Source organism: Bacillus ndiopicus, assembly GCF_000612805.1.
GTDB lineage: Bacteria > Bacillota > Bacilli > Bacillales_A > Planococcaceae > Metasolibacillus > Metasolibacillus ndiopicus.
This window is the reverse complement of the sequence record NZ_HG964403.1, coordinates 735438-755624: the sequence shown is the minus strand read 5'-3', so window position 1 is coordinate 755624 and position 20187 is coordinate 735438. Positions and strand designations below refer to the sequence as shown.

At 37.0% G+C, this 20187-nt stretch carries 22 protein-coding genes; 6 read left to right on the top strand and 16 right to left on the bottom strand.

Annotation, left to right across the window (positions count from 1 at the left end):
- Positions 1 to 300 precede the first annotated feature (300 nt).
- The 6 genes from TY13_RS03365 to TY13_RS03340 form a co-directional block, all read right to left on the bottom strand.
- Positions 301 to 1836, bottom strand: a complete 1536-nt coding sequence (locus tag TY13_RS03365; protein WP_042471667.1) for an acyl-CoA carboxylase subunit beta — start codon at positions 1834 to 1836, stop codon at positions 301 to 303.
- Positions 1837 to 1860: 24 nt separating this feature from the next.
- Positions 1861 to 2073 carry an acetyl-CoA carboxylase biotin carboxyl carrier protein subunit gene (locus TY13_RS03360; protein WP_042471665.1) on the bottom strand — a complete coding sequence of 71 codons (213 nt, stop codon included), beginning with the start codon at positions 2071 to 2073 and terminating at the stop codon, positions 1861 to 1863.
- 274 nt (positions 2074 to 2347) lie between these two features.
- Complete coding sequence (locus tag TY13_RS03355; RefSeq protein WP_042471663.1) at positions 2348 to 2725, bottom strand: transcriptional regulator; 378 nt, start codon at positions 2723 to 2725, stop codon at positions 2348 to 2350.
- A 303-nt stretch (positions 2726 to 3028) separates the two neighbouring features.
- On the bottom strand, positions 3029 to 3793 hold the full coding sequence (locus tag TY13_RS03350; protein WP_042471660.1) for an enoyl-CoA hydratase/isomerase family protein: 765 nt from the start codon (positions 3791 to 3793) through the stop codon (positions 3029 to 3031).
- Between the two features lie 130 nt (positions 3794 to 3923).
- Positions 3924 to 4097: a 50S ribosomal protein L32 gene (gene rpmF, locus TY13_RS03345; protein WP_042471657.1), complete on the bottom strand. Its 174-nt coding sequence runs from the start codon at positions 4095 to 4097 to the stop codon at positions 3924 to 3926.
- Positions 4098 to 4119: 22 nt separating this feature from the next.
- Positions 4120 to 4653 (bottom strand): YceD family protein, encoded by a 534-nt coding sequence (locus TY13_RS03340; RefSeq protein WP_042471651.1) that lies wholly within the window; start codon positions 4651 to 4653, stop codon positions 4120 to 4122.
- Between the two features lie 231 nt (positions 4654 to 4884).
- Between TY13_RS03340 and TY13_RS03335 the strand changes: the two genes are divergently transcribed.
- Positions 4885 to 6096 (top strand): nucleotidyltransferase, encoded by a 1212-nt coding sequence (locus TY13_RS03335; protein WP_042471647.1) that lies wholly within the window; start codon positions 4885 to 4887, stop codon positions 6094 to 6096.
- Positions 6097 to 6243: 147 nt separating this feature from the next.
- On the opposite strand, the gene TY13_RS03330 is transcribed toward TY13_RS03335, so the two are convergent.
- Positions 6244 to 7287 (bottom strand): SepM family pheromone-processing serine protease, encoded by a 1044-nt coding sequence (locus TY13_RS03330; protein WP_230199367.1) that lies wholly within the window; start codon positions 7285 to 7287, stop codon positions 6244 to 6246.
- A 66-nt stretch (positions 7288 to 7353) separates the two neighbouring features.
- Here TY13_RS03330 and TY13_RS03325 point away from each other — a divergent pair, with 66 nt between their 5' ends.
- The gene (locus tag TY13_RS03325) at positions 7354 to 8271 is read left to right on the top strand and encodes a hypothetical protein (protein WP_052344210.1); all 918 of its coding nucleotides are present in this window, start codon (positions 7354 to 7356) and stop codon (positions 8269 to 8271) included.
- Positions 8272 to 8338: 67 nt separating this feature from the next.
- Here TY13_RS03325 and coaD read toward each other — a convergent pair whose 3' ends face one another.
- The 3 genes from coaD to TY13_RS03310 are packed head-to-tail and all read right to left on the bottom strand — an operon-like array spanning position 8339 to position 10838.
- Positions 8339 to 8827, bottom strand: a complete 489-nt coding sequence (coaD, locus tag TY13_RS03320) for a pantetheine-phosphate adenylyltransferase (RefSeq protein ID WP_042471638.1) — start codon at positions 8825 to 8827, stop codon at positions 8339 to 8341.
- The gene (gene rsmD / locus TY13_RS03315) at positions 8820 to 9395 is read right to left on the bottom strand and encodes a 16S rRNA (guanine(966)-N(2))-methyltransferase RsmD (protein ID WP_042471636.1); all 576 of its coding nucleotides are present in this window, start codon (positions 9393 to 9395) and stop codon (positions 8820 to 8822) included. The genes coaD and rsmD overlap by 8 nt, the downstream gene beginning before the upstream one ends.
- A 15-nt stretch (positions 9396 to 9410) precedes the next feature.
- Positions 9411 to 10838 carry a hypothetical protein gene (locus TY13_RS03310; protein ID WP_042471633.1) on the bottom strand — a complete coding sequence of 476 codons (1428 nt, stop codon included), beginning with the start codon at positions 10836 to 10838 and terminating at the stop codon, positions 9411 to 9413.
- Between the two features lie 55 nt (positions 10839 to 10893).
- Here TY13_RS03310 and TY13_RS03305 point away from each other — a divergent pair, with 55 nt between their 5' ends.
- Entirely contained in the window at positions 10894 to 11289 is a 396-nt protein-coding gene (locus TY13_RS03305; RefSeq protein ID WP_042471631.1) for a DUF7147 family protein, read from the top strand.
- Here TY13_RS03305 and TY13_RS03300 read toward each other — a convergent pair.
- A complete protein-coding gene (locus TY13_RS03300) occupies positions 11284 to 11556 on the bottom strand; it encodes a YlbG family protein (RefSeq protein ID WP_042471629.1) in 273 nt (90 codons plus the stop codon). The two genes, TY13_RS03305 and TY13_RS03300, sit on opposite strands and share 6 nt — an antisense overlap.
- 646 nt (positions 11557 to 12202) lie before the next feature.
- Between TY13_RS03300 and TY13_RS03295 the strand changes: the two genes are divergently transcribed.
- A complete protein-coding gene (locus TY13_RS03295) occupies positions 12203 to 13111 on the top strand; it encodes a glycerophosphodiester phosphodiesterase family protein (RefSeq protein ID WP_042471627.1) in 909 nt (302 codons plus the stop codon).
- A gap of 78 nt (positions 13112 to 13189) precedes the next feature.
- Here the strand turns inward: TY13_RS03295 and TY13_RS03290 are convergent, their stop codons facing one another.
- The 4 genes from TY13_RS03290 to TY13_RS03275 form a co-directional block, all read right to left on the bottom strand.
- The gene (locus TY13_RS03290) at positions 13190 to 13636 is read right to left on the bottom strand and encodes a YlbF family regulator (RefSeq protein ID WP_042471623.1); all 447 of its coding nucleotides are present in this window, start codon (positions 13634 to 13636) and stop codon (positions 13190 to 13192) included.
- Between the two features lie 252 nt (positions 13637 to 13888).
- Positions 13889 to 14851 carry a 2-hydroxyacid dehydrogenase gene (locus TY13_RS03285; RefSeq protein ID WP_042471620.1) on the bottom strand — a complete coding sequence of 321 codons (963 nt, stop codon included), beginning with the start codon at positions 14849 to 14851 and terminating at the stop codon, positions 13889 to 13891.
- A gap of 390 nt (positions 14852 to 15241) precedes the next feature.
- The gene (locus TY13_RS03280; protein WP_042471617.1) at positions 15242 to 16699 is read right to left on the bottom strand and encodes a UDP-N-acetylmuramoyl-L-alanyl-D-glutamate--2,6-diaminopimelate ligase; all 1458 of its coding nucleotides are present in this window, start codon (positions 16697 to 16699) and stop codon (positions 15242 to 15244) included.
- A gap of 47 nt (positions 16700 to 16746) precedes the next feature.
- On the bottom strand, positions 16747 to 17823 hold the full coding sequence (locus TY13_RS03275; protein ID WP_042471614.1) for a CAP domain-containing protein: 1077 nt from the start codon (positions 17821 to 17823) through the stop codon (positions 16747 to 16749).
- Positions 17824 to 17972: 149 nt separating this feature from the next.
- Between TY13_RS03275 and TY13_RS03270 the strand changes: the two genes are divergently transcribed.
- Positions 17973 to 18329 carry a YugN family protein gene (locus TY13_RS03270; RefSeq protein WP_042471612.1) on the top strand — a complete coding sequence of 119 codons (357 nt, stop codon included), beginning with the start codon at positions 17973 to 17975 and terminating at the stop codon, positions 18327 to 18329.
- Positions 18330 to 18491: 162 nt separating this feature from the next.
- On the opposite strand, the gene TY13_RS03265 is transcribed toward TY13_RS03270, so the two are convergent.
- Positions 18492 to 19415 (bottom strand): DMT family transporter, encoded by a 924-nt coding sequence (locus TY13_RS03265; RefSeq protein ID WP_042471609.1) that lies wholly within the window; start codon positions 19413 to 19415, stop codon positions 18492 to 18494.
- A 218-nt stretch (positions 19416 to 19633) separates the two neighbouring features.
- Here TY13_RS03265 and TY13_RS03260 point away from each other — a divergent pair, with 218 nt between their 5' ends.
- Positions 19634 to 20125 carry an Lrp/AsnC family transcriptional regulator gene (locus tag TY13_RS03260; protein ID WP_042471607.1) on the top strand — a complete coding sequence of 164 codons (492 nt, stop codon included), beginning with the start codon at positions 19634 to 19636 and terminating at the stop codon, positions 20123 to 20125.
- Positions 20126 to 20187 lie beyond the last annotated feature (62 nt).

Sequence of the window (20187 nt, the reverse complement as noted above, 5' to 3'; positions counted from 1 at the left end):
AAAAATGTTCATCACAATAACTGAAGGTTGATTAAATAACTAGCATGTTGTTTCACCATTTATTCATAGACAAGACAAAAAAGCCGTTGATTTCAGTTGCGGGTGGACGCTTACCGTAGGCATGGCTTCAACTAATTTATCTCGGCCCTGCCGTAAGAATACCTATTTTTTAAATCGGGAGTTCTTCAATATAAGCGCAAATGGCTGCCTGAAAAGCCTTGCGCTAGCGCATTTTTCAGACAGCCCTCTCCTCATACTAGCCATTATACATAACTTTCAGAGCAGCATGATATCACATTATTAAACTGGATAAACAGGATGCTTACGATATGGTGATAAAATTTGCTTTGAACCATAATAATGTAAGCGCTTCACTAATGTCTCACGTAAATAACCAGGTGCAATAATTTCGTCGATAACTAACTCCGAGGCAAGCTTATATAAATCGATTTCCTTTTTATATTCCTCGATTTTTTCTTTAACAAATTGCATGCGCTCTTTTGGGTCTTCAATTGCCTCAATTTTATTTGAATAGACTGCATTGACGGCTGCTTCTGGTCCCATTACAGCGATTTGTGCTGTTGGCAGTGCGATACATACATCTGGTTCAAATGCTGGTCCACACATCGCATATAAGCCCGCTCCATATGCTTTGCGCACAATTACAGAAATTTTAGGAACCGTTGCAGAGCTCATTGCTGAAATAAGCTTAGCACCATGTCTAATAATGCCTGCCCGCTCCACCTTTGTACCAATCATAAAGCCTGGTACATCCGCTAAAAATAACAATGGAATCGAAAAGGCGTCGCATAATGTAATAAACTTAGCAGCTTTATCTGCTGAATCGACAAACAAAACGCCACCCTTTACTTTTGGCTGATTTGCAACAATCCCAACTACTTGCCCATCAATTCTTGCCAAGCCTGTTATTAATTCTGGTGCAAATAACTTTTTAATTTCAAAAAAGCTATTTTCATCAATTAATTGATTGATACACTCATACATATCAAACGGAGCATTTTGGTTTTCTGGAATGATTTCTTCCAACGTTCGCCCCGCAACAGGCTGAAGCGATTCTTTTAGAGGTGGTAATTGCGCAAAGTTGCTAGGGAAATAACTAATATACTGCCGTGCTAGCTCAATTGCCTCCTGCTCAGTTGTAGCTAAGACATCACCGCAGCCACTCACTGTACAGTGCATACGTGCTCCACCCATTTCCTCCAATGTTACCTTTTCACCAATAACCTTTTCAGCCATGCGTGGTGAGCCTAAATACATTGAAGCATTGCCTTCAACCATAATAACGATATCACAAAATGCCGGAATATAAGCACCACCTGCTGCTGAAGGACCAAATAAAATACAGATTTGTGGAACAGCACCACTCATTCTCACTTGATTATGGAATATCTTCCCTGCCCCGCGTCGTCCTGGGAACATTTCAAGTTGATCCGTAATACGTGCACCCGCTGAATCGACTAGATACAACATAGGCACTTGTAGCTTTTCTGCTGTTTCTTGAATGCGAATGATTTTTTCAACCGTACGTGAGCCCCATGAGCCTGCTTTGATTGTTGAATCATTCGCCATAACGCAAACCGTTTCATCATTTATTTTTCCAATAGCGCATACAACACCGTCAGCAGGTAAATCACCTGCTTCGCAGTTTGCAAAGCGACCATCTTCTTCATATTGTCCATCATCAAATAGCAATGCTAGGCGATCGCGCACAAATAGTTTATTTGTTTCCGCTAGTTTATCATGATATTTCTGCGCTCCACCCGCATAAATTGCATCAATTTTTTGCTGTAGCTGTTCATTGTATTGTTTTGTCATTTTCTCTACCCCTTTGCAGCACTATTATTCTAGCTCTAAAAGGACCGCCTCTTCATCAATAAAATCGCCTTCTGCTACAAGTATTTTCTTAACAGTACCTGCGACTTCCGCCTCACATGGAATCTCCATTTTCATTGATTCTAAGATGATTAATGTTTGTCCAACCGTTACAGTATCCCCTTCTTTTACACTTACCTCGAAAACTGTACCTGCCATTGGTGCTTTTACTTGTGTCATTTGAAAATCCCCCTTTGTGTAATTGAACAAAGCTGTTCCTCTTTATTGTACGTCACTCATATAATTGATTCCAACTATTTTTCATTTTTCTTTTTCTTATTTCAGTATTTGTTAGACGTTGAAACTCTCAAACAATCAAGATAAAGCCTATAGCAGATACCCCCGATTTTGAGGAGGATTTCATGCGAAGGCTCGAAAAATTTGAAACAACTACACTTACACATCATTTAATTAAAGTTCCGTATTCTATACTTAAGTAAATACTTCCAGCTTTTTATTTTTGAGTAAACTGTGCGCCTTGCTTCAACCATTTCAGTAATCGTTCATGCTCTGTTTGTAGCTCATGATATTTTAGTTCAAGCTGCCCATAAGCTTCCGTGAGCTCTTCAAAGCTTGTTAAAGCAAGCTTTAAATGGCTACGCATAAGCTGCTTTGGTCTTTTCTTCACACTGCCAAGCATTTGCCCATATTGCGCTCTTAGCGTTTTATTCCAACGAAAACCACATGCCTGCTTCGTGCGATTTAACACTGTTGCCGCTTCCTCGAACGCTTCGAGTTGTGTTTTTCCATTTTGTACAAATTGGATAACGATTTCCGCTAATTTTTCATCATCAGCAATCGTCCATTGATCTTTTCTTCTTTTCGCTTCCATCTCTATCACCTCTTATTTTTTTACTACTATATGCAGCAGACGAGGAAATAGAATCTTAAATCTATCGAAAATATCAAACTAAAATTCCTTTAATACTTACTTTTTATACTCCTTCTCACTTTTCAATTTTGTGCTATTGAAATTTCTCACAGCAAACTCACACCCTTCTAACAAGTATGTGATGAGCTTAAATTAATTTCATCTTAGCTCGAGATTTTTCGTGGTTGCTCAAAAAATCCGCTGAATCAAAAATGAGGCTATAGGAAAATGCTAATTTACACTAGCGTCTCCCTACAGCCACATTCATTTTTTTGATTTTGTTAGAAAGCTGTTAACAGCCTGATGGTGCGCCTCGCTCTCCCACAACTTTGCGCACGTACGTACTTCCTCCATAACACGCTCATATATATTGCGTTCACGCCATTTTCGCAACTCAATTTCTTTATATGCTTGATGGACAGAAGGATGAATTTTGCGCATTTCCTCTATAAAATCTGTTAACGCTTGCTCCTTTGTTCCTTCAAAAACTTTCATTGCCCAGCCAATTTCATATAATTCTCTCGCTTCGTAGGCCTTCGCATCCACAAGCAGTTTTAATGCGCGGTCATGGCGTAGCCCTCTTTCAAATAAATATGTGCCGCCACCCCAACCGCTCGTAATAGCAAGGGTTCCTTGAATAAAGCCTGCCTTCGCATGGTTTGCTATCAAACGAAAATCGCAAGCTGTAGCAATCTCGCAGCCTCCACCTACTGCCGTTCCATTTATTAATGCAATTGTAGGTACTGGTAATGTAGCAAGCTTATATAAAATATTCGCCATTTTACTCAGCATACCGAAAGCTTCGTCTTCCGTTTCCAATGCATGAAAAACAGATAAATCCCCACCTGAACAAAACGATTTTTCACCTGCGCCCGTAATCACTAGAAAACGAACATTATTACTTTGTTCTACATATGTAATTGCTTCTTGTAAGCCATCCATCACTTCATCGTTCACAGCATTCCGTTTCTCTTCACGATTTATTGTAAACGTTGCGATACCATCTTTATGTTCAAATAAATATGCCATTGCTCTCTCCCCTTCCGTGCTAGGCACACACAATTCAATCGTAGCGAATAATATTTCGTTTGACAATACGAAAAAAGGCGAATGAAGAGCCATGGCCTCTTCATTCGCCTTTATATAGCGTAATACTGAATTATTTCGCTATTACTTCTTTACCTTTATAGTGTCCGCAAGCTTTACAAACGCGGTGAGCTAATTTATGTTCACCACAGTTTGGGCAAGCTACCATACCAGGTACAGATAATTTGAAATGCGTACGACGCTTTCTTTTTGCAGTTTTAGAAGTTCTTCTAAATGGTACAGCCATTATGGCACCTCCTTACAGATAGTTATTCATCTGTTTGATCAAAATACTTAGCTAAATCAGCCAGTCTTGGATCCAATTTTGGTTCGTCATCTTTACGACTAAGAGCTACATCTTCATCCGTTGTATAAGACCAGTTTTTACCCCCGTGCACTTGTCCTTCGGTATTTTCTTTAAATACTTGCATTGGTACTTCAAGAAGAATTAACTCCTCTAATACTGGTTTCATGTCGATTACTTCACCGTCGATATAATGTATATCCCCGTCTAAATCGCCACGCTTATCCTCATCAATCCAGCTAAAAACTTCAACTGTATCGATTTCAATCGGAAATTCAACATCCTCCCATGTTCTTGCACAAGGAAGAGTTAATGTCGCACTTAATGTAAATTGACAAGTCATTTGCGATGCACCAAATGTGCATAGCCCTTTTACATGTGCGGGTGAGATTGCTCGAATATCTTGATTGCGTGTCATCACTTCATCCAATTGAATATGTGTATCAAGTGGAAGTCCATTTTGACGATATTTCGATAGTTGATGAATTGACCATTTCATTCATTAATCACCTCGTTAGACAACACTGTTGATTATATAGATTTCTAAATTAGATGTCAAGATAATTTCTTGTCACTATATGAAATTACATTTGCCCTGCACTATCAGGCAGCGTGTTGTTTTTCCATCCCTCATAATCAAAGGTTTACTTTAACAATCTTATTTTACCACTTATAATGTGTATATTATACAATTATCAGCTAAAACATATGGATTGTGAGGTGGAAATTTATGAAGGCTGTAGGTGTTGTTGTAGAATATAACCCTTTTCATAATGGACATGCCTATCATGCACAGCAAGCAAAAAAATTAACAGAGGCCGATGTTGTTATCGCTGTGATGAGCGGGCAGTTTTTACAGCGTGGCGAGCCTGCTCTTGTAGATAAATGGACTCGCACGAAAATGGCACTTGCAAATGGTATTGATATTGTCATTGAATTACCCTACATTTTTAGTACGGCACACGCAAAGCAATTTGCCTATGGTGCTATTTCTTTACTCCATGCGATAGGTTGCCAAACATTCGCTTTTGGTAGTGAGGATGGAAGGCTTCAACCATTTCTTAATAGCTATGCACTTATTGAGAGTAATAGAGGGCTTTATGATGCACTTATTAAGGAACTAATCGCTACAGGTATTAGTTACCCAAAGGCATTACAGGAGGCTTATACAGCTTTACAGCAGCAATTTCCCGGCACTTATATTGATTTAGCCAAGCCCAATAATATTTTAGGCTTTCATTATATTGAAGCTGCAAATTCGTTGAATAATACGATACAGCCTGTCACAATCACACGTATAGGCGCAGGTTATCACGATATTATTAATGAGCAAAGCGAAATCGCCAGTGCTACAGGAATACGGCAAGCATTATTTCAACAACAAGTTTTGCAAGGTGTAGAGCAATTTATCCCACTCCCAACTTATAAACTGTTAGAAGAGTGGCAACAAACACATAATATATTTGCAAGCTGGAATACTTTTTGGCCTTTATTACGCTTTACTATTTTGCGCTATACGCCAGAGCAGCTTACCGCTTTTGCAGATGTTTCAGAGGGGATTGAATATGCGCTTATTAAACACGCAAAAAACGCAACTTCATTTAACGATTTTATGAATAAAATCAAGTCAAAACGCTATACTTGGACACGTTTGCAAAGAATATTAACACATATTTATACAGGTATTACAAAGGCACAGCTTCATGCTTATTCTGAACCATCCTATATCCGTTTGCTTGGTATGACAGAAAATGGACAACGTTATTTATCCGCTCATAAAAAACAAATGACATTGCCTTTAATTAGCAGAGTTGCCGCTATACAAAATGAAATGCTAGAGCTCGATATACGGGCAACGCTAACATATCAACAAGGTCTACAATTTCATGCAAAGCAGAGCATCAATGACGATTATAATACACCACCTATACGAGAGCTATAGATGATTGGGGTTGTCCAAAAAGTAGGCTGCGAGCTGCTTTCCAGCTAACTTTTTGCTGTTTGATTGAAATGTAAATCATTTAGAAAAATAAAACAAAAAATCTGTAGGGTGAGACAAATGAGTATCTCTTCTCCCTACAGATTTCTTTTATTTTGGCTGCAAAGTTTGTAAATAATCTAGTGCATCATCAATTGTTTTAACTGGGATAATTTTCATTTTAGTACCAATTTCTTCTGCAGTCTTAACTGCTACCGCATAGTTCGATTCGATTTTTGGATTATATTGACGCATTTCAGCAGTGATTTCATCATCTGGTGCAAAGAAAATTTCCATACCATCACGGTCAGCAGCAATTACTTTATTGTCGATACCTCCAATACGTCCAACAGTACCATCCTCATGCATTTCACCTGTTCCAGCAACTGTATAGCCCTTTGTAAGGTCCTCATTCAACAATTGATTTAAAATTTCCAGTGTAAACATTAGACCAGCAGATGGACCTCCTATATCCTCTGCATTAATCTTCACTATAGGTTCGGTTTTAATCGATTTACTTTCTGTAAACACTACCCCTAGCCCTACACGACCATCAGATCCGGGAATTTCCTTTAATTGTACATCCTTCGTTAATAATTCATTATTACGATTGATGACAAGCTCCACACTATCGGCTTTTTGTGCTTTACTGATAATATCTACTAACTCCGATTGTTTTTTTATGCGCTGTCCATTGACCTCGACAATCTCATCGCCAGCTTTTATGATGCCTTCAGCAGCTCCCCCAGCTAACACATTTAATACGTATACCCCTTTGAATGTAACTTTATAGTCTAGCCCCGCTTTGGAGAATGCTACATATAGGGCATTAAACTGTGAATCCGTCATTAGCTTGAATTGACGAATATTATACTCTTCATCATCTTCTTCATTTTGACGCACATTGTTTAACTGTATTATTTCCTGATGCTCTTTAACAAGAGCAATTGCATATAAAAGTGGGGTTGCCCTCATCATTGATACAGTCATTAAATTAAATGTTCCTTCATTCTCTTTGCCTGCATTTTGAACATCAACAAATTCGCTCACATCATATGCGCTTCCAGGGCTCATAATGTAGGAATCAAGCTTATAAAACATTAAAAAACTTAACATAACAAAAGCCACAATAATAATGGCTATTTTCTTTTTCACGATGCCCCGACTCCTTTTGCCTATGACTAATAAATAGCATGAATGCATATAGTTAGTGTAACACTTGTGACAACACTTCACAAAATATTGAAAAGAGTTGATGTTATTACACATTTTTTCGCTATTTTTATTTGTTTTACATTAATTATTTTACTCCTTCTTTTTCCTGGTGTCGCACACGAAGGAGCAGACTTAGGTGTTCATTTATTTATGGAAGCTTTGTTTCCATATCTACTGCCGTATTTGATTTTAACGAGCTGGCTACTGCGTATTACAGGAAAATATACAGCACATCCTTTTTTATTATATATAAAAACATATGCTATTAGCGCTTTAGGTGGGTTCCCAACAGGTGCTGCTGCCATTGCTCAGCTTTTCAAATCGAATGAGCTGTCAAAAAAGGAGGCTGCCATTTTACTCGGTATTTGCCATTGTCCAAGCCCTCTCTTTATCATAGGCTTCGTCAGTTTAGATTTACTTAATGATGTAACTATAGGATGGCGCTATTTAATTGTGCTGCATATATTCTCATTATTATTGCTTTGTATTGTTTATATTGCTTTGCCGCATCATAGAAATCAAAATGTATCACAGTCAGTTACCGCGCGCTACGCATTTGCCCAAAGTATAAAGGATAGTGTACCAACAGTATTAATTGTTTGTGCAACGATTGTTTTTTTTACAACGATTTATGCTGTCCTTTTGCATAGTATGAATCATTTCTTCACTTTGAATAACAATTTGCAAATTTTCTTCGCGTCATTACTTGAAATGACAAATGGATTGCAGTTAATGCAGCGAGATCTTCAAGGTACACTACTTATATTAGCGTTGGTTACAGGGCTAACCGCCCAAAGCTTAAGCATCCATATGCAAGTACTCGTTATTGCAAAATCAAACGCCATTGCGTTCCGACCATATATATACATGCGCCTTCTTTATGTAGTCATTATCCCAACAATTTATTGGTTAATTTTTTTATAGATGCGATTAATTTTTATGTTAAAAAACGACTAGTCTTTAAGCAAATGCTTTAAGACTAGTCGTTCTTTTATTTTTTGTTAAATTTCTCCTTTAACGCTTGCTCTACTACAGGTGGCACAAGTTCTCTAATATTGCCTCCATATTTCGCTACTTCTTTAACAATGCTAGAACTTAAGAAGGAATATTGATTTTTTGTCATGATGAAAAATGTTTCAATATTTTCATCAAGCACACGGTTCATCGATGTAATTTGCATTTCATATTCAAAGTCAGATACTGCACGCAAGCCACGTACAATGGCCTGCGCCCCTTTTTCCTTTGCATAATCTACTAATAGTCCTGTAGAGCTTTCAACGCGAATGTTTGATCGCTCTTTCGTTACTTCTTTAATCAAATGAATACGCTCATCAATCGTAAATAACGGCTGCTTCGATGAGTTATTGAGTACCCCCACATAAACAATATCAAAAACATCTGCTGCTCGATTAATAATATCTAGATGCCCATTTGTTATTGGATCAAAGCTACCAGGTACTACTGCGATTTTTTCAGCCAATTGTTTCTCCCTCTTCCTGCATACAGCGATAAATTGATACAACCGCTGCCCCGTATGTTTCTTGTCTCGTTAATTGAAATGCACCATAATTTTTAGGCAATGATACTTCCTTCGCATGTTCACATACGATGATACCTGTTAGCGCAACTTTCTCATTTTCTACGAGCTGCTCCACTAAATCATAATATGCTTCTTTGTGATATGGTGGGTCTACGAATATATAATCAAGTACAATTTCTCGCTTCAATAAGCCTTTTACTGCGCGTATAGCATCTGTTCGGAAAAGCTCCGTATCATGCTCATAGCGACATTTTTTAATATTTTCTTGTAACACTTGAAAAGCTCGTCCATCTTTTTCAATAAAGATAGCTTTATCCGCTCCTCGACTTAGCGCTTCTATACCTAGACCACCACTACCCGCAAATAAATCTAGTGCAATCCCACCATCAAAAAATGGGCCGATTATATTAAAAATAGATTCCTTTACTTTATCAGTTGTAGGTCTTGTCGTTGTACCATCTATTGCTTTTAATGGCATCCCTTTTCGTTGTCCTGCTACGACGCGCATATTTTCACCAAACCTTTATTTCTCCTGCTGTACTTCAGCAGTAATTAAATTAATATTTTGCTCTGTTTTTTGAATTTCTACTAAAAACAGACGTTGTAACCATGATTCTTCAATATAATATTGCCCAGCAACTTGTACAATAGGTTCTGAAATTGTATTATAACGTCGTTGATTAAACACGTAGAAACCAGGTTCATTAGGGAATCTGAAGGCACGTGTTGCATTTTCAACATAATAACCATTCTGCCCCTTTGTAGCCTCATAGCCTAGACCATTAAGCAAGTCTTGCGCTGAGTATAGAACAAGTCCTTCTTTGAAAATAACATCAACTGTATTCTGCTTCTCCTCGTCAATATAAACATCTCGTTTATCATTAAATAAGAATGGGAATATTTCCTTAGAGTTAGCATTCAACGAAAAGTATGATGTATGAATACCAAATACTGTAGATAAGACCTCATCTAATTTACTTGGCGTCACTTCTTTACCTTGAAGCGCCCGCAATTCATCAAGCCATTTTTGCAGTTGCTCATCTGTCATTTGGTTCGTCAATGTTTGAACGATTGTTGTCGCACGCTCTCCACCTAATGTACTCCCTGTTAAATAGCTCGCAACAACTTCCTTTAACCATCTCGGTGTATCAACAAAATCATACATCGCATTTAATTGCGCAAATATGACAGACTGCTGAATTTGCTTCGTTGTAATCTGTGGTAAAAATAAAATGCGCTTACCTTGTGAATCTGAATTATTTTCCCCTTCAACAATCGCAATATGCTCATCATTTAAAAGTTTTAGCTTTGCTAGCTTTTCGTTAAAAGCAATAGAAGTTGGGTTCTTTGCATAAACAGAAATGGTGTTTGTTGCTTGTTGTAGCGCCAAATTCCCTGCCTTCCAATAAAGGTCTCGAACTTCCCCTTCTCCACTAAACATCGAATAATTTACAAGTGATAACGACTGTTGACCGATTAATGGTAAGCCAGTTACCCACTGACCGCCTATCTCACTATCAGTTGAAATATGTACTGTTGAAAACTTAACAGTCCCATTTTTCAATTTAATAAATAAATCTTCCATTAATTGATTAGATTTAAGTCCTCCTTTTAAAGGAATTATGTACGATAGCGACTGCGTGCGATTTTCTCCACTATTAAAAGTAGTTAAATCTTCACTTAAACGCGAACAACTATATTCAGTTTCAATAAAACAGTTTGGATTTTCAGCCTTGCTTGGCCAAACAATTGTTACATCCTCATTCGGTAAATTTTTAAAATGCTGACGAATGTCTAAACTTTCACCACGATAAACAATTTCAATTTCTTGTGAATAGTTAAACGCTGAATCCTCCAAATCAATTTGATTTGAATAAACTTGAAATTGCATAAAAAGTAGTGCGCTTATAGTACTAACTAAAACAACAAAAAAGCTAATGGCAAATTTCATGTGCTCATCCTCCTGCATCATGATACTATTATGTGTGGAAAGGGTGTGACTTATAATGATTCAACAATTTATCGAGTTAGGACAAGGCTATGGCGACGTATTTGAGCTTTGTGAGTTAATTAATACAAATAAAGCTCGTATTCATCGCACATTTGTGTTTACTTCACAGAAGGAAGGAAAAACATATGCCTCACTTGCCGTTGCATTACAACCAGCACAAGAGAGTAAATTCATGCCGATTTACATATGCCGTGAAGGGATTCCTTATAATGAGGAAAAACCAACACAACGTTTAGAAATTTTTAAACAGAGTGTCCAACACGTAAATCAACAACTACACTATCTTGAAGTGAAGCATTCCGCTGATTTTACTGAAACGGCTTTATTTTACCAATATTTAATTGGCATTTTACGATTAAATCACTATATCCCTGCTATGCACGCATTATAGACCTGATTTGTAATCGTATTCCTTCGCTTTGTCAGGCTTAGCATTTTCAAATTCCGTTTTTAAAAACGGTCTAAATGATTCTACAACGTCTTTCACAAATGGAAGGCGTTGTAGTTTATTTTTAGTTGCCTCAACATCCTCGCGCTGACAATACATCACGACATATTTTAATTTTCTTGAGATATAATGAACATGACCATATTTACGTAAGGATTTGGCATGCTTCAATTGATTAACATAAACAATAAGTCCCTGTCTTTCGTTCATAAGTTCCCCTCATTTCCAAGTCAATTACGCCTTGGCTAACTTACGTCAGGATTTTTTTCGAGCTGACCTGCGCTGTGCAGTTCTCTTTTCAAAATCTGTGACATTTGCCTGAAGCTTCGGATCAATAGGTCATTGGTCACTCCACTGTGCACGTGTGGCGTTCTTAGACTAAGTTCCTTTTTATCAGTGGAAGTTTTCGTCTAAATCATGATAAAAGCATACCAAATGTCTAATTTGATAGCAACAGAGTTTAGACAATAGGTAACATTTTCAGCTATAATAAGCATTAATAGGCTTATTATGATAATGTGAAGCTTCAATCAAAGAGGGATTTTTTATGCATAGGATGTAAATTGGCATATAACTGTTACGTCTTGAGTTAACTTCATCTCTACTGATTGTCAGCTCTCACTAATCAAGCTTTTACAGGCTATTCGTCGCCCACCAAAACTTTTCTGTTATACCTAAGTTTTGCAGTGGGTACCATGTATCTGCATCTGTTGCATTGCTTTTAATACAGATAAAGAGCTTCTGCGGTTACTCGTCGCAGAATATACTGCCTGTTAATGTGAGATAAAATATTCTCTATACAGCTTATTTGTTTTCAATTCACAATGATTGAGGAAGAATCTGAGGAGGAAGACATATGGGGAAAAAAGCGAAAGTTGCACTTGCAATTGCTGCAGCGAGTGCAGCAATTTGGGCAGGCTCTAAAGCCGTAGTAAAACCACAAAAACGACAAACGAAAGATTTATTACAAGGTAGACCATTAATTTTTGCTCATCGTGGAGGCGCACATTTAGCCCCAGAACATTCAATTTTAGCATTTGATAAATCTGCTGAATTAGGAGTAGATGGCTTTTATGTAGATTTACGCTTAACGAAAGATGAAGAAATTATCCTTTTCGCAGATGAAACATTAGAACGTACATCTACTGCTATTGGCTTTGTTAAAGATTTTACATTAGCAGAGCTACAAGAAATTAATTTTGGTGAGAAATTTGAAGATTTAGAAGGTCATAAGCCGTTTGCAAATGAGCATATTTCCGTTGTAACGCTACAAGAAATATTCAAAAAATATCAAGATAAAAAATTTATTTTAAATATTCAAGATAGTCCTGACACATATGAAGGTAGCTTGATTCCTTCAAAACTATGGCGCATTATTGAAGAGTTCAATCTTGCCCCGCAGGTTATAATTACAAGTGCTTATAACGAACAAATTGAGCGCTTTAATTTATACGCACAAAACCAAATAATATTAGGTGCTGGTGAAGGGGAAGCTACAAAAGCATATACATCCTTTACAAGCCAGTTCGGGCATTTATTTAACCCAAAGGTAGATGTATTTACTATCCCAACAAAATCAGCACTTATTGCATTTGATTCAACTAAATTTATGCAGTTTTTAAATGGTTTAAATGTTGCTATTTTCTTTAAAGAAGTAAATGATTTAGTTGCGATGAGCCGTTTATTACGTACAGGCTCACAAGGTATTGTTACAGATCGCCCAGATTTGGCACAACCCTTACTCTTAAAATATAAAGAGGCTTAGCAAGATTATAAAAAATAAAGGCGCATGAAATCAAATTGAAAAACTTGATTTCATGCACCTTATTTATTTTAGCTTGTCTTATGCTGAGCAAGAACAACTGCCACCAGTACCACAGCCTGTGCCACAACTAGTACTGCTATTAAAGAACGGATTACTTACCGGCACCTTTACCGCTTCAGATACAGAGCGCCCAATGATTAAGCTGATCTCATCTAATAAATCCTGCACATCATTTTCTGCAAGCTTTAAGGCAGCAATACGATTATCAAGATCTAATGCTCGCTTTTGCTCACGTATTTTTTTCATTATTGTATGATAATCCGGGTGATATTTACCGAAGCGTTGCACGTCCTCATAATGCTCCTTCATTCGCCCAAATGCTTGAATTTGATTAGCAAGTTCAACATCTTTATAAACTGTTCTATATGCATCTTCCAGCCTTTTTACGGGCTCTGAGGAAAGAATCATCGCGCTTAGCTCATCCGCTTCATCCAAAATAAATGCCCATTCAGAAGTCATTAACATTCTTTTTTCCTCCAGTCTGTCATTATCATAACAGAAATATAGATTCTGTGGAATTGGAATGATTTATCTTGATTCAATAGCTCCCCAAAGGTGGTAGGATAAATGCTATTTTGTTTTCTGTAATTCATTGGGTGTACAAAAACTCAATGAATCAAAATACACGCCCTAGCGTAAAGCAATTAACCGTTGTCACAGAACGTGACAATTTTAGATTAACTTCTGACAGTCAGCTCGAAAAAAATCTGGACGCAATTAATGGATTTGATTAAGCACCTGCTGACCTTGTGCGTACGCAAGTAGTGCTTGAACATTTAAATTCATCATGGCTGTCCTTGTTTGTAAAGTAGCACTGCCGATATGTGGCAAGGCGACAACATTTGGCAAGGTCAATAACGGATGATTTAAAGCAACAGGCTCTTGTTCAAAAACATCTAATCCAACTGCCCATAGCTTACCATCTTTCAGTACATGATATAGCGCGTCTTCATCGACAATCCCTCCACGTGCAGCATTAATTAATATTGCATCATCTTTCATTAACGCTAGCTCTCGTGCACCTATCAGCCCTTCTGTTTCCTTGCTGTACGGCGTCATAATCACAACAAAATCTGACTCCTTTAATACATCCTCAAACTCCCTAAATTGAAAGCCATACTGCTCCTCATTAGCAATTTTACGGCTGCGATTATAATACAGCACATTCATATTAAAGCCTAGTGCTCGTTTCGCTACGGCTTGACCAATTCGTCCTAAACCTATGATGCCAATTGTTGCACCACCCACATCTTTACCTACAAGCTGTAGTGGATACCACCCTTGCCATTGTCCTTCACGTAAATAGCGCTCTGCCTCTGGAATTCTTCTAGCAGTTGCTAATAATAGAGCAAATACTAAATCAGCGGTTGTGTCTGTTAATACATCTGGTGTATTTGTTGCTATAATATCTCTACTGTGCAGTGCACTCACATCAATATTATTAAACCCAACTGATAATGTACTTACTATTTTTAAATTTGGTGCATGTGCTAAAAGCTCTTCATCCACTTTATCAGCTAATGTTACCCAAAGAGCCTCACAATCCTTGACTGATGCTAGTAATCTCTGACGTGGCATTATTGCCTCTTCCTCTGACCATTCAGCAATATCATAATAATTGCGTAACGGCTCAATAATATGAGATGGTAATTTGCGCGTAATTAATAATTTCTTTTTCACATGTAGTCCCTCTCTTTTCTATTTTAAAAATCTGTGACATCTGCCGGAAGCTTTAGGGCAACACGATGTTGGTCACTCAGTCGTTGCCACAGGACTTGGCGTTCTTAGACTGAGTACCTCTTTCTCGGTGAGTGTTTGGACACCCACTGAATCAAAGACTAGATAAGCATTCATCTCACCACCTGTGGAGGTGGGAGTTTTCTGTATCTGACGCTTCGCTTTCGATACAAAAAGACTTCTGCTCCTGCGGTTACTCGTCGCAGAAAACACTTGCTGAATCAAGATAAAATACAAATAGGTGTCGGGAAAGGAAGCTCAAGCTCATATTTCCTGACACCACGTTTAACTTGTTACCACCTAGATAATAAATTAAACAATCAAATCATTTTATTATTCTATAGAGCCCGTTATTCGCAAAGCATTTTCTGCACATGCTTTATCTGAGAATGGAATTGTTGTAGAGCCGATTGTTTGCGTTTGCTCATGGCCTTTCCCAGCGATTAACACAACGTCTCCTTTTCGTGCCTCACGAATGGCTTTTTCAATCGCCTGTGCTCTATCTTCGATTTCCTCATACAACTGCTCACTATAAAAGCCTGCTTTTATTTGTGCATTAATTTCAGCAGGTTTCTCGCTTCTCGAATTATCTGTCGTCAAATAAATTTTGTAGGCGTAAGTTGATGCGATTGTTCCCATTTTACGCCTTTTCTCTTTATCTCTCTCGCCACCACAACTAAAAACAAGTCGAACTTTCTCTTGTTTTAATGCCTGTAGTACCGCCTTTAAGGCTGCTGGTGTGTGAGCATAATCAATAATAATACGCAAACCCCTGTCATTGTTTATTTCCTGCATGCGCCCTTCTGGTAGCCTTAAATGCAAACATTGATGAATAACTTGTGCTATATCGAAATTTAATACATACAATGTAGCAAATGCCGCCATCATATTTTGAATTTGAAATTCTCCTACAAAGGGCAATATAAATATATGCTCTTCACCTTTGTACTGTAGGCAGCATGTGCTATGTCCTTCGCTTTCAGTTAACAGTTGCCATTGCATATCAACTCGTCCTTTTGAGCCAAATAACACTGTTTTTTTCTTTAAGTTTATTCCGACTGAACGACTGAATGGGTCGTCTCCATTTAAAACGATATTTTTTGCTAATAATGCTAGTCTTTGTTTCGCCTTTTTATAGTTTTCTAATGAACCATGATCCTCAATATGCTCTGCTGATAAATTTAAAAAAATGCCGACATCAATAGCACAATCATCTAATCGATGGTGTGCTAATCCCATTGAAGAAGCTTCTAAAATTGCGTATTCTACACCTTGGCGCACAGCAATTTGAAATATTTCTTGTAATTGTTTCGCCTGTAATGTCGTCAAGGATTCGTAGGAAGTTAACCAGCGCTCCCCATTTAAAAACACGCCATTCGTACCAATAACGACACAGCTTTTACCTTGCATTTGCAGCATCTGGCTAATAAAATGACTCACCGTTGTTTTACCATTCGTTCCTGTGACAGCAACTACTGTTAAAGCTTCTGCAGGGAAATTCCGCAACTTTGCACTTGCAAATGATAAAAATTGCATGCTATTTGGTACCCACACAATCGGAATTGCTAGTTTTAAATCGAGCAATGTATCATCGTCAACAACTACAGCACTTGCCCCATTAGTAATAGCCTGCTGTAAAAACGTCTTACCATTGAATTTTTTCCCTTTTCGCAGCACATATATATAACCCTGCTGAATATTTTGGGCATAATCATCTATACCTGTTACTTGCTCTCGAATCGAGCCTTTTACGATACATGGCCAATCTTTTAACAATTCAGCTAGCTGCACATTCAGTTCACTCCTTTTCATTACTTTATGAAAAGAAGCTATAAATGCTACTGTATCTCAGATAAATCTCGGTTATTTTTTGTTATTAATATTTGTGTGTAGTAATCCATATACGCACCAGTACCTATATGGGAAAAGCTTTCATCAAGCAATACTTTTCGATGCTCTTTAGAGTTTAACCAGCCATGCATTGCCTCAATTGCATCAATATAAGTTGTTGCTGTTATTTCACTAGCTGATTTAAATTGAATGTCTAAAGCGGATAAGCGATCCTTTAATGAAATATCATTACTCTCTGTTTGCTGTGTTGTCATACTTTGTAAAAATAAATTTTCACTATTCTCCATGGCCAAATCATTAAGTGCTGAATCATTAACTAATGCTAACAAACCATATTGCTCTCTAAACACATTTGTTAAATCAGCAAGTTGTGCTGCGTTTGCTTGATGAATATATAGTTGACTAAAAGATGAAGGAGCTGGTGAATTAATTACTTCCCCAATAAATTGCATCTCATAGGGCTTATGTGTAACAAGTGTCTCCTTATCTAAAAACCGAATACCAATTAGTTTTTCAGTTTCTGTATCAATATAAAGCTGGGCAAAAATATCTTGAAATTTCACTAATATGCGACTATGCAAATCATAATCATTCATTGCAAACATATAGATGTTATCACCGATATGTGCTGTTACTTCCGATTCAATAATCGTCATACGATATATATCTCCTAGCATTTGTCCAACTTCGTAAGGAGCAACATTCATATTTGGACTATTTGTATAAACTTGTACCACCTTATCATCGGCAATACCAAACATTTTAAATCCGTCTTTATTATGATAGACCCACCATTTATAATTAAATGGCGATTTATCAATGCGGGTAGGTCGCCCATATGTAGATAATATCTCCTTACTCGATTCCCCTATATGCGTTGACAAACCTTTAGTAGGGCGCGTTAAGGTATCTCCATTATCTATAATTTCTTTTTCTTCCAAAATTGGTTGTTGCACTGTGTTTGGTCCTTCTAATGGATCATGCTGCTTCGCATTAGGACCTGCGTAATAATATATAATGCCTAAAAAAGCAATGATAATTAAAATTCGGAAAAGGGCTTCCATTTCTACCTCCTTGTATCCTTTTCTTATTAATCATTATAGCAATTAAAGCAAGCTTGACACAATGTTGTCATTGCAACAAAGCTGAATTTGCTCTATTATAAAATGGAGCATATATGAGTATGTACGATTTTTTAGAGGAGGACTATACAATGTATTTTGAAAACACGAACCTTGAAGACGTAGTAGTTGATCAACAAGTGTTGACAAGACTTTTAGAAAAACATGGTCTAGAATGTCACGGTGCTTGGGATTATGACCGTATGACTTTCGACCGCCGCTTTGATGTACGCGAAGGACGATACTATTTACGTTTATTCTGTAGCGCTATTTCTGGTGATGTAGGTGCACATGATTCAACATTAAAATTACACAAACCAGTTCTTGGTAAATACTACTATCCGCATGGTGTTGAATACACAGACGAAGTATTCCCTGCTCATTTAGTAAAAGATTGCGAAAAAATCTTAGCAGACGTTCGTAAAGATTTAACTGAGTTTGGTATTTAATTTTCCCAAAAATTATAGGCTGTCAGGAAAACAGACATGTACTTGTCTTTCCTGACAGCCTTATGCATTTATCTTGATTTAGCAATCATTTTCTGCGACGAGTAACCGCAGGAGCAAGGTTTTTTGCGACGAGTAATCGCAGGAGTAAATCCTTAATTCTACTTATGATGAAACAACAGTAGTTTTCTTTAAATGACATTGATTTTGTAAAGGCGGCTTCGTTTTAAAACGGGAAAATAAATAGCACCCTCCTATTACTAAAAGTCCACCAATCCCCTGTAACCATGACAATTGTTCACCTAAAAATAGAAAAGCCAAAATAGCGGTAAATATAGGGTTAAAATTCAGGAAAACTCCCGCTGTAGTAGCTCCTAACTTTTGTACACCAACATTCCATAAGAGCATACAAACAACTGTTGAAATGACTCCTGTATAGAGCAATGCTTGAATAAAAGAAAAACTGATATTTGTAATAGAAAAGCTCGAAATATTAAAAGGCAATAAAATAATAAGCCCAAAAATCCCAGAATATAATGTAGACATTAAGGGCGACGCTGTTTGCATTGCCCATTTACTGCAAATAGAGTATATGCCCCATATACATACTGCGACAATCATCCACAAATCTCCAGAGTTAAAACTCACAGATAGCAATAACTCGATTTTCCCTTGAGAAAGCACTAAAATCACTCCGCAAAATGAAAGGAGTATTGAAAATATTTGTAAAAAATTTATCCTTTCCTTTAAAAATATAAATGAAAAAATAGCAATTGACATCGTGTTTAACGTAGAAATTAAACCTACATTAATTGATGATGTACGCTCTAGAGCTACAAATTGAAATAGATTAAATAAAACGACCCCTGTAATCCCCATTAGTATTAAAGGGAGTAGCGCTTGACGCGGAGGCAATAACTTTTTTTCCTTCCACCACACTATTGGAAGAAGGCAGAGAATAGCGATAAGCCACCTTAAACTTGTCAAAGTTAATGGAGAAGCGTGTTCTACAAGTGACTTCCCTACAACAAAATTGCCTCCCCAAAATAAACTTGTAACAAGCAATAATAATACGTAACGTTTGGGCATATCATTTTAGCTCCTTTTTTTCATTGTTGAAAACTGAAGCCATTGCGCAATGACATTTGTAATTATTATAATTGATTCATCTACAATACAAAATATTATTCTTATAAAATACAGAAAAATGAAATAAAATTAACTGTAAATGGATTTTGATAAAACAAAGTTCAAAATGCATACGGGATATATGTTATATTTTGAACGATTATTAAGGAGGAAATTTTATGGAGTCCTATGTGAGTAAAGTTTTAGATGAGATTGATATTAAAATTTTGGACTTACTTCAAAAAGAATCACAAATTAATAATGCCGAATTGGCAAGACGTGTTAATTTATCACCACCAGCTACACACACCAGAATTAAACGACTGGAAAGTGAAGGCTTTATTGAACGACAAGTGGCAATTTTAAACCAAGAGAAGCTTGGGTTCGATTTGTTATGTTATATTTTTATTAGCACAAATATTCATCAATCGGAGTTGTTAGAAAAAATAGAAGGCTCTTTAGCTACTATGTCTGAAGTTTTAGAATGTCATTGTTTAACTGGAGAACATGATTATTTATTAAAAGTGGTGATTCGGGATAGAAAGGAATTGGATTATTTTATAAGAAAGTTAAATAAACTAGGTATATCGAGAATCCAAACAAACTTATCATTGAGGGAAGTAAAAAACTCCACTATTTTACCAATAGTAGATAATGAGCAATCCTGCTAAAAGTAATTTCAAGCAACCTATAAAGAAAAGTCCTCTATCCGAAAAAATTTCAAGATAGAGGA

What these genes read in the sequence shown, in the direction of transcription:
- TY13_RS03260 (WP_042471607.1), top strand. Translation starts at nt 19,634, where the DNA reads ATGGAGTCCTATGTGAGTAAAGTTTTAGATGAGATTGATATTAAAATT.
- TY13_RS03295 (WP_042471627.1), top strand. Translation starts at nt 12,203, where the DNA reads ATGGGGAAAAAAGCGAAAGTTGCACTTGCAATTGCTGCAGCGAGTGCA.
- TY13_RS03340 (WP_042471651.1), bottom strand. Translation starts at nt 4,653, where the DNA reads ATGAAATGGTCAATTCATCAACTATCGAAATATCGTCAAAATGGACTT.
- TY13_RS03275 (WP_042471614.1), bottom strand. Translation starts at nt 17,823, where the DNA reads ATGGAAGCCCTTTTCCGAATTTTAATTATCATTGCTTTTTTAGGCATT.
- rsmD (WP_042471636.1), bottom strand. Translation starts at nt 9,395, where the DNA reads ATGCGCGTCGTAGCAGGACAACGAAAAGGGATGCCATTAAAAGCAATA.
- rpmF (WP_042471657.1), bottom strand. Translation starts at nt 4,097, where the DNA reads ATGGCTGTACCATTTAGAAGAACTTCTAAAACTGCAAAAAGAAAGCGT.
- TY13_RS03270 (WP_042471612.1), top strand. Translation starts at nt 17,973, where the DNA reads ATGTATTTTGAAAACACGAACCTTGAAGACGTAGTAGTTGATCAACAA.
- TY13_RS03265 (WP_042471609.1), bottom strand. Translation starts at nt 19,415, where the DNA reads ATGCCCAAACGTTACGTATTATTATTGCTTGTTACAAGTTTATTTTGG.
- TY13_RS03290 (WP_042471623.1), bottom strand. Translation starts at nt 13,636, where the DNA reads ATGTTAATGACTTCTGAATGGGCATTTATTTTGGATGAAGCGGATGAG.
- TY13_RS03335 (WP_042471647.1), top strand. Translation starts at nt 4,885, where the DNA reads ATGAAGGCTGTAGGTGTTGTTGTAGAATATAACCCTTTTCATAATGGA.
- TY13_RS03360 (WP_042471665.1), bottom strand. Translation starts at nt 2,073, where the DNA reads ATGACACAAGTAAAAGCACCAATGGCAGGTACAGTTTTCGAGGTAAGT.
- TY13_RS03365 (WP_042471667.1), bottom strand. Translation starts at nt 1,836, where the DNA reads ATGACAAAACAATACAATGAACAGCTACAGCAAAAAATTGATGCAATT.
- TY13_RS03305 (WP_042471631.1), top strand. Translation starts at nt 10,894, where the DNA reads ATGATTCAACAATTTATCGAGTTAGGACAAGGCTATGGCGACGTATTT.
- TY13_RS03355 (WP_042471663.1), bottom strand. Translation starts at nt 2,725, where the DNA reads ATGGAAGCGAAAAGAAGAAAAGATCAATGGACGATTGCTGATGATGAA.
- TY13_RS03310 (WP_042471633.1), bottom strand. Translation starts at nt 10,838, where the DNA reads ATGAAATTTGCCATTAGCTTTTTTGTTGTTTTAGTTAGTACTATAAGC.
- TY13_RS03350 (WP_042471660.1), bottom strand. Translation starts at nt 3,793, where the DNA reads ATGGCATATTTATTTGAACATAAAGATGGTATCGCAACGTTTACAATA.
- TY13_RS03300 (WP_042471629.1), bottom strand. Translation starts at nt 11,556, where the DNA reads ATGAACGAAAGACAGGGACTTATTGTTTATGTTAATCAATTGAAGCAT.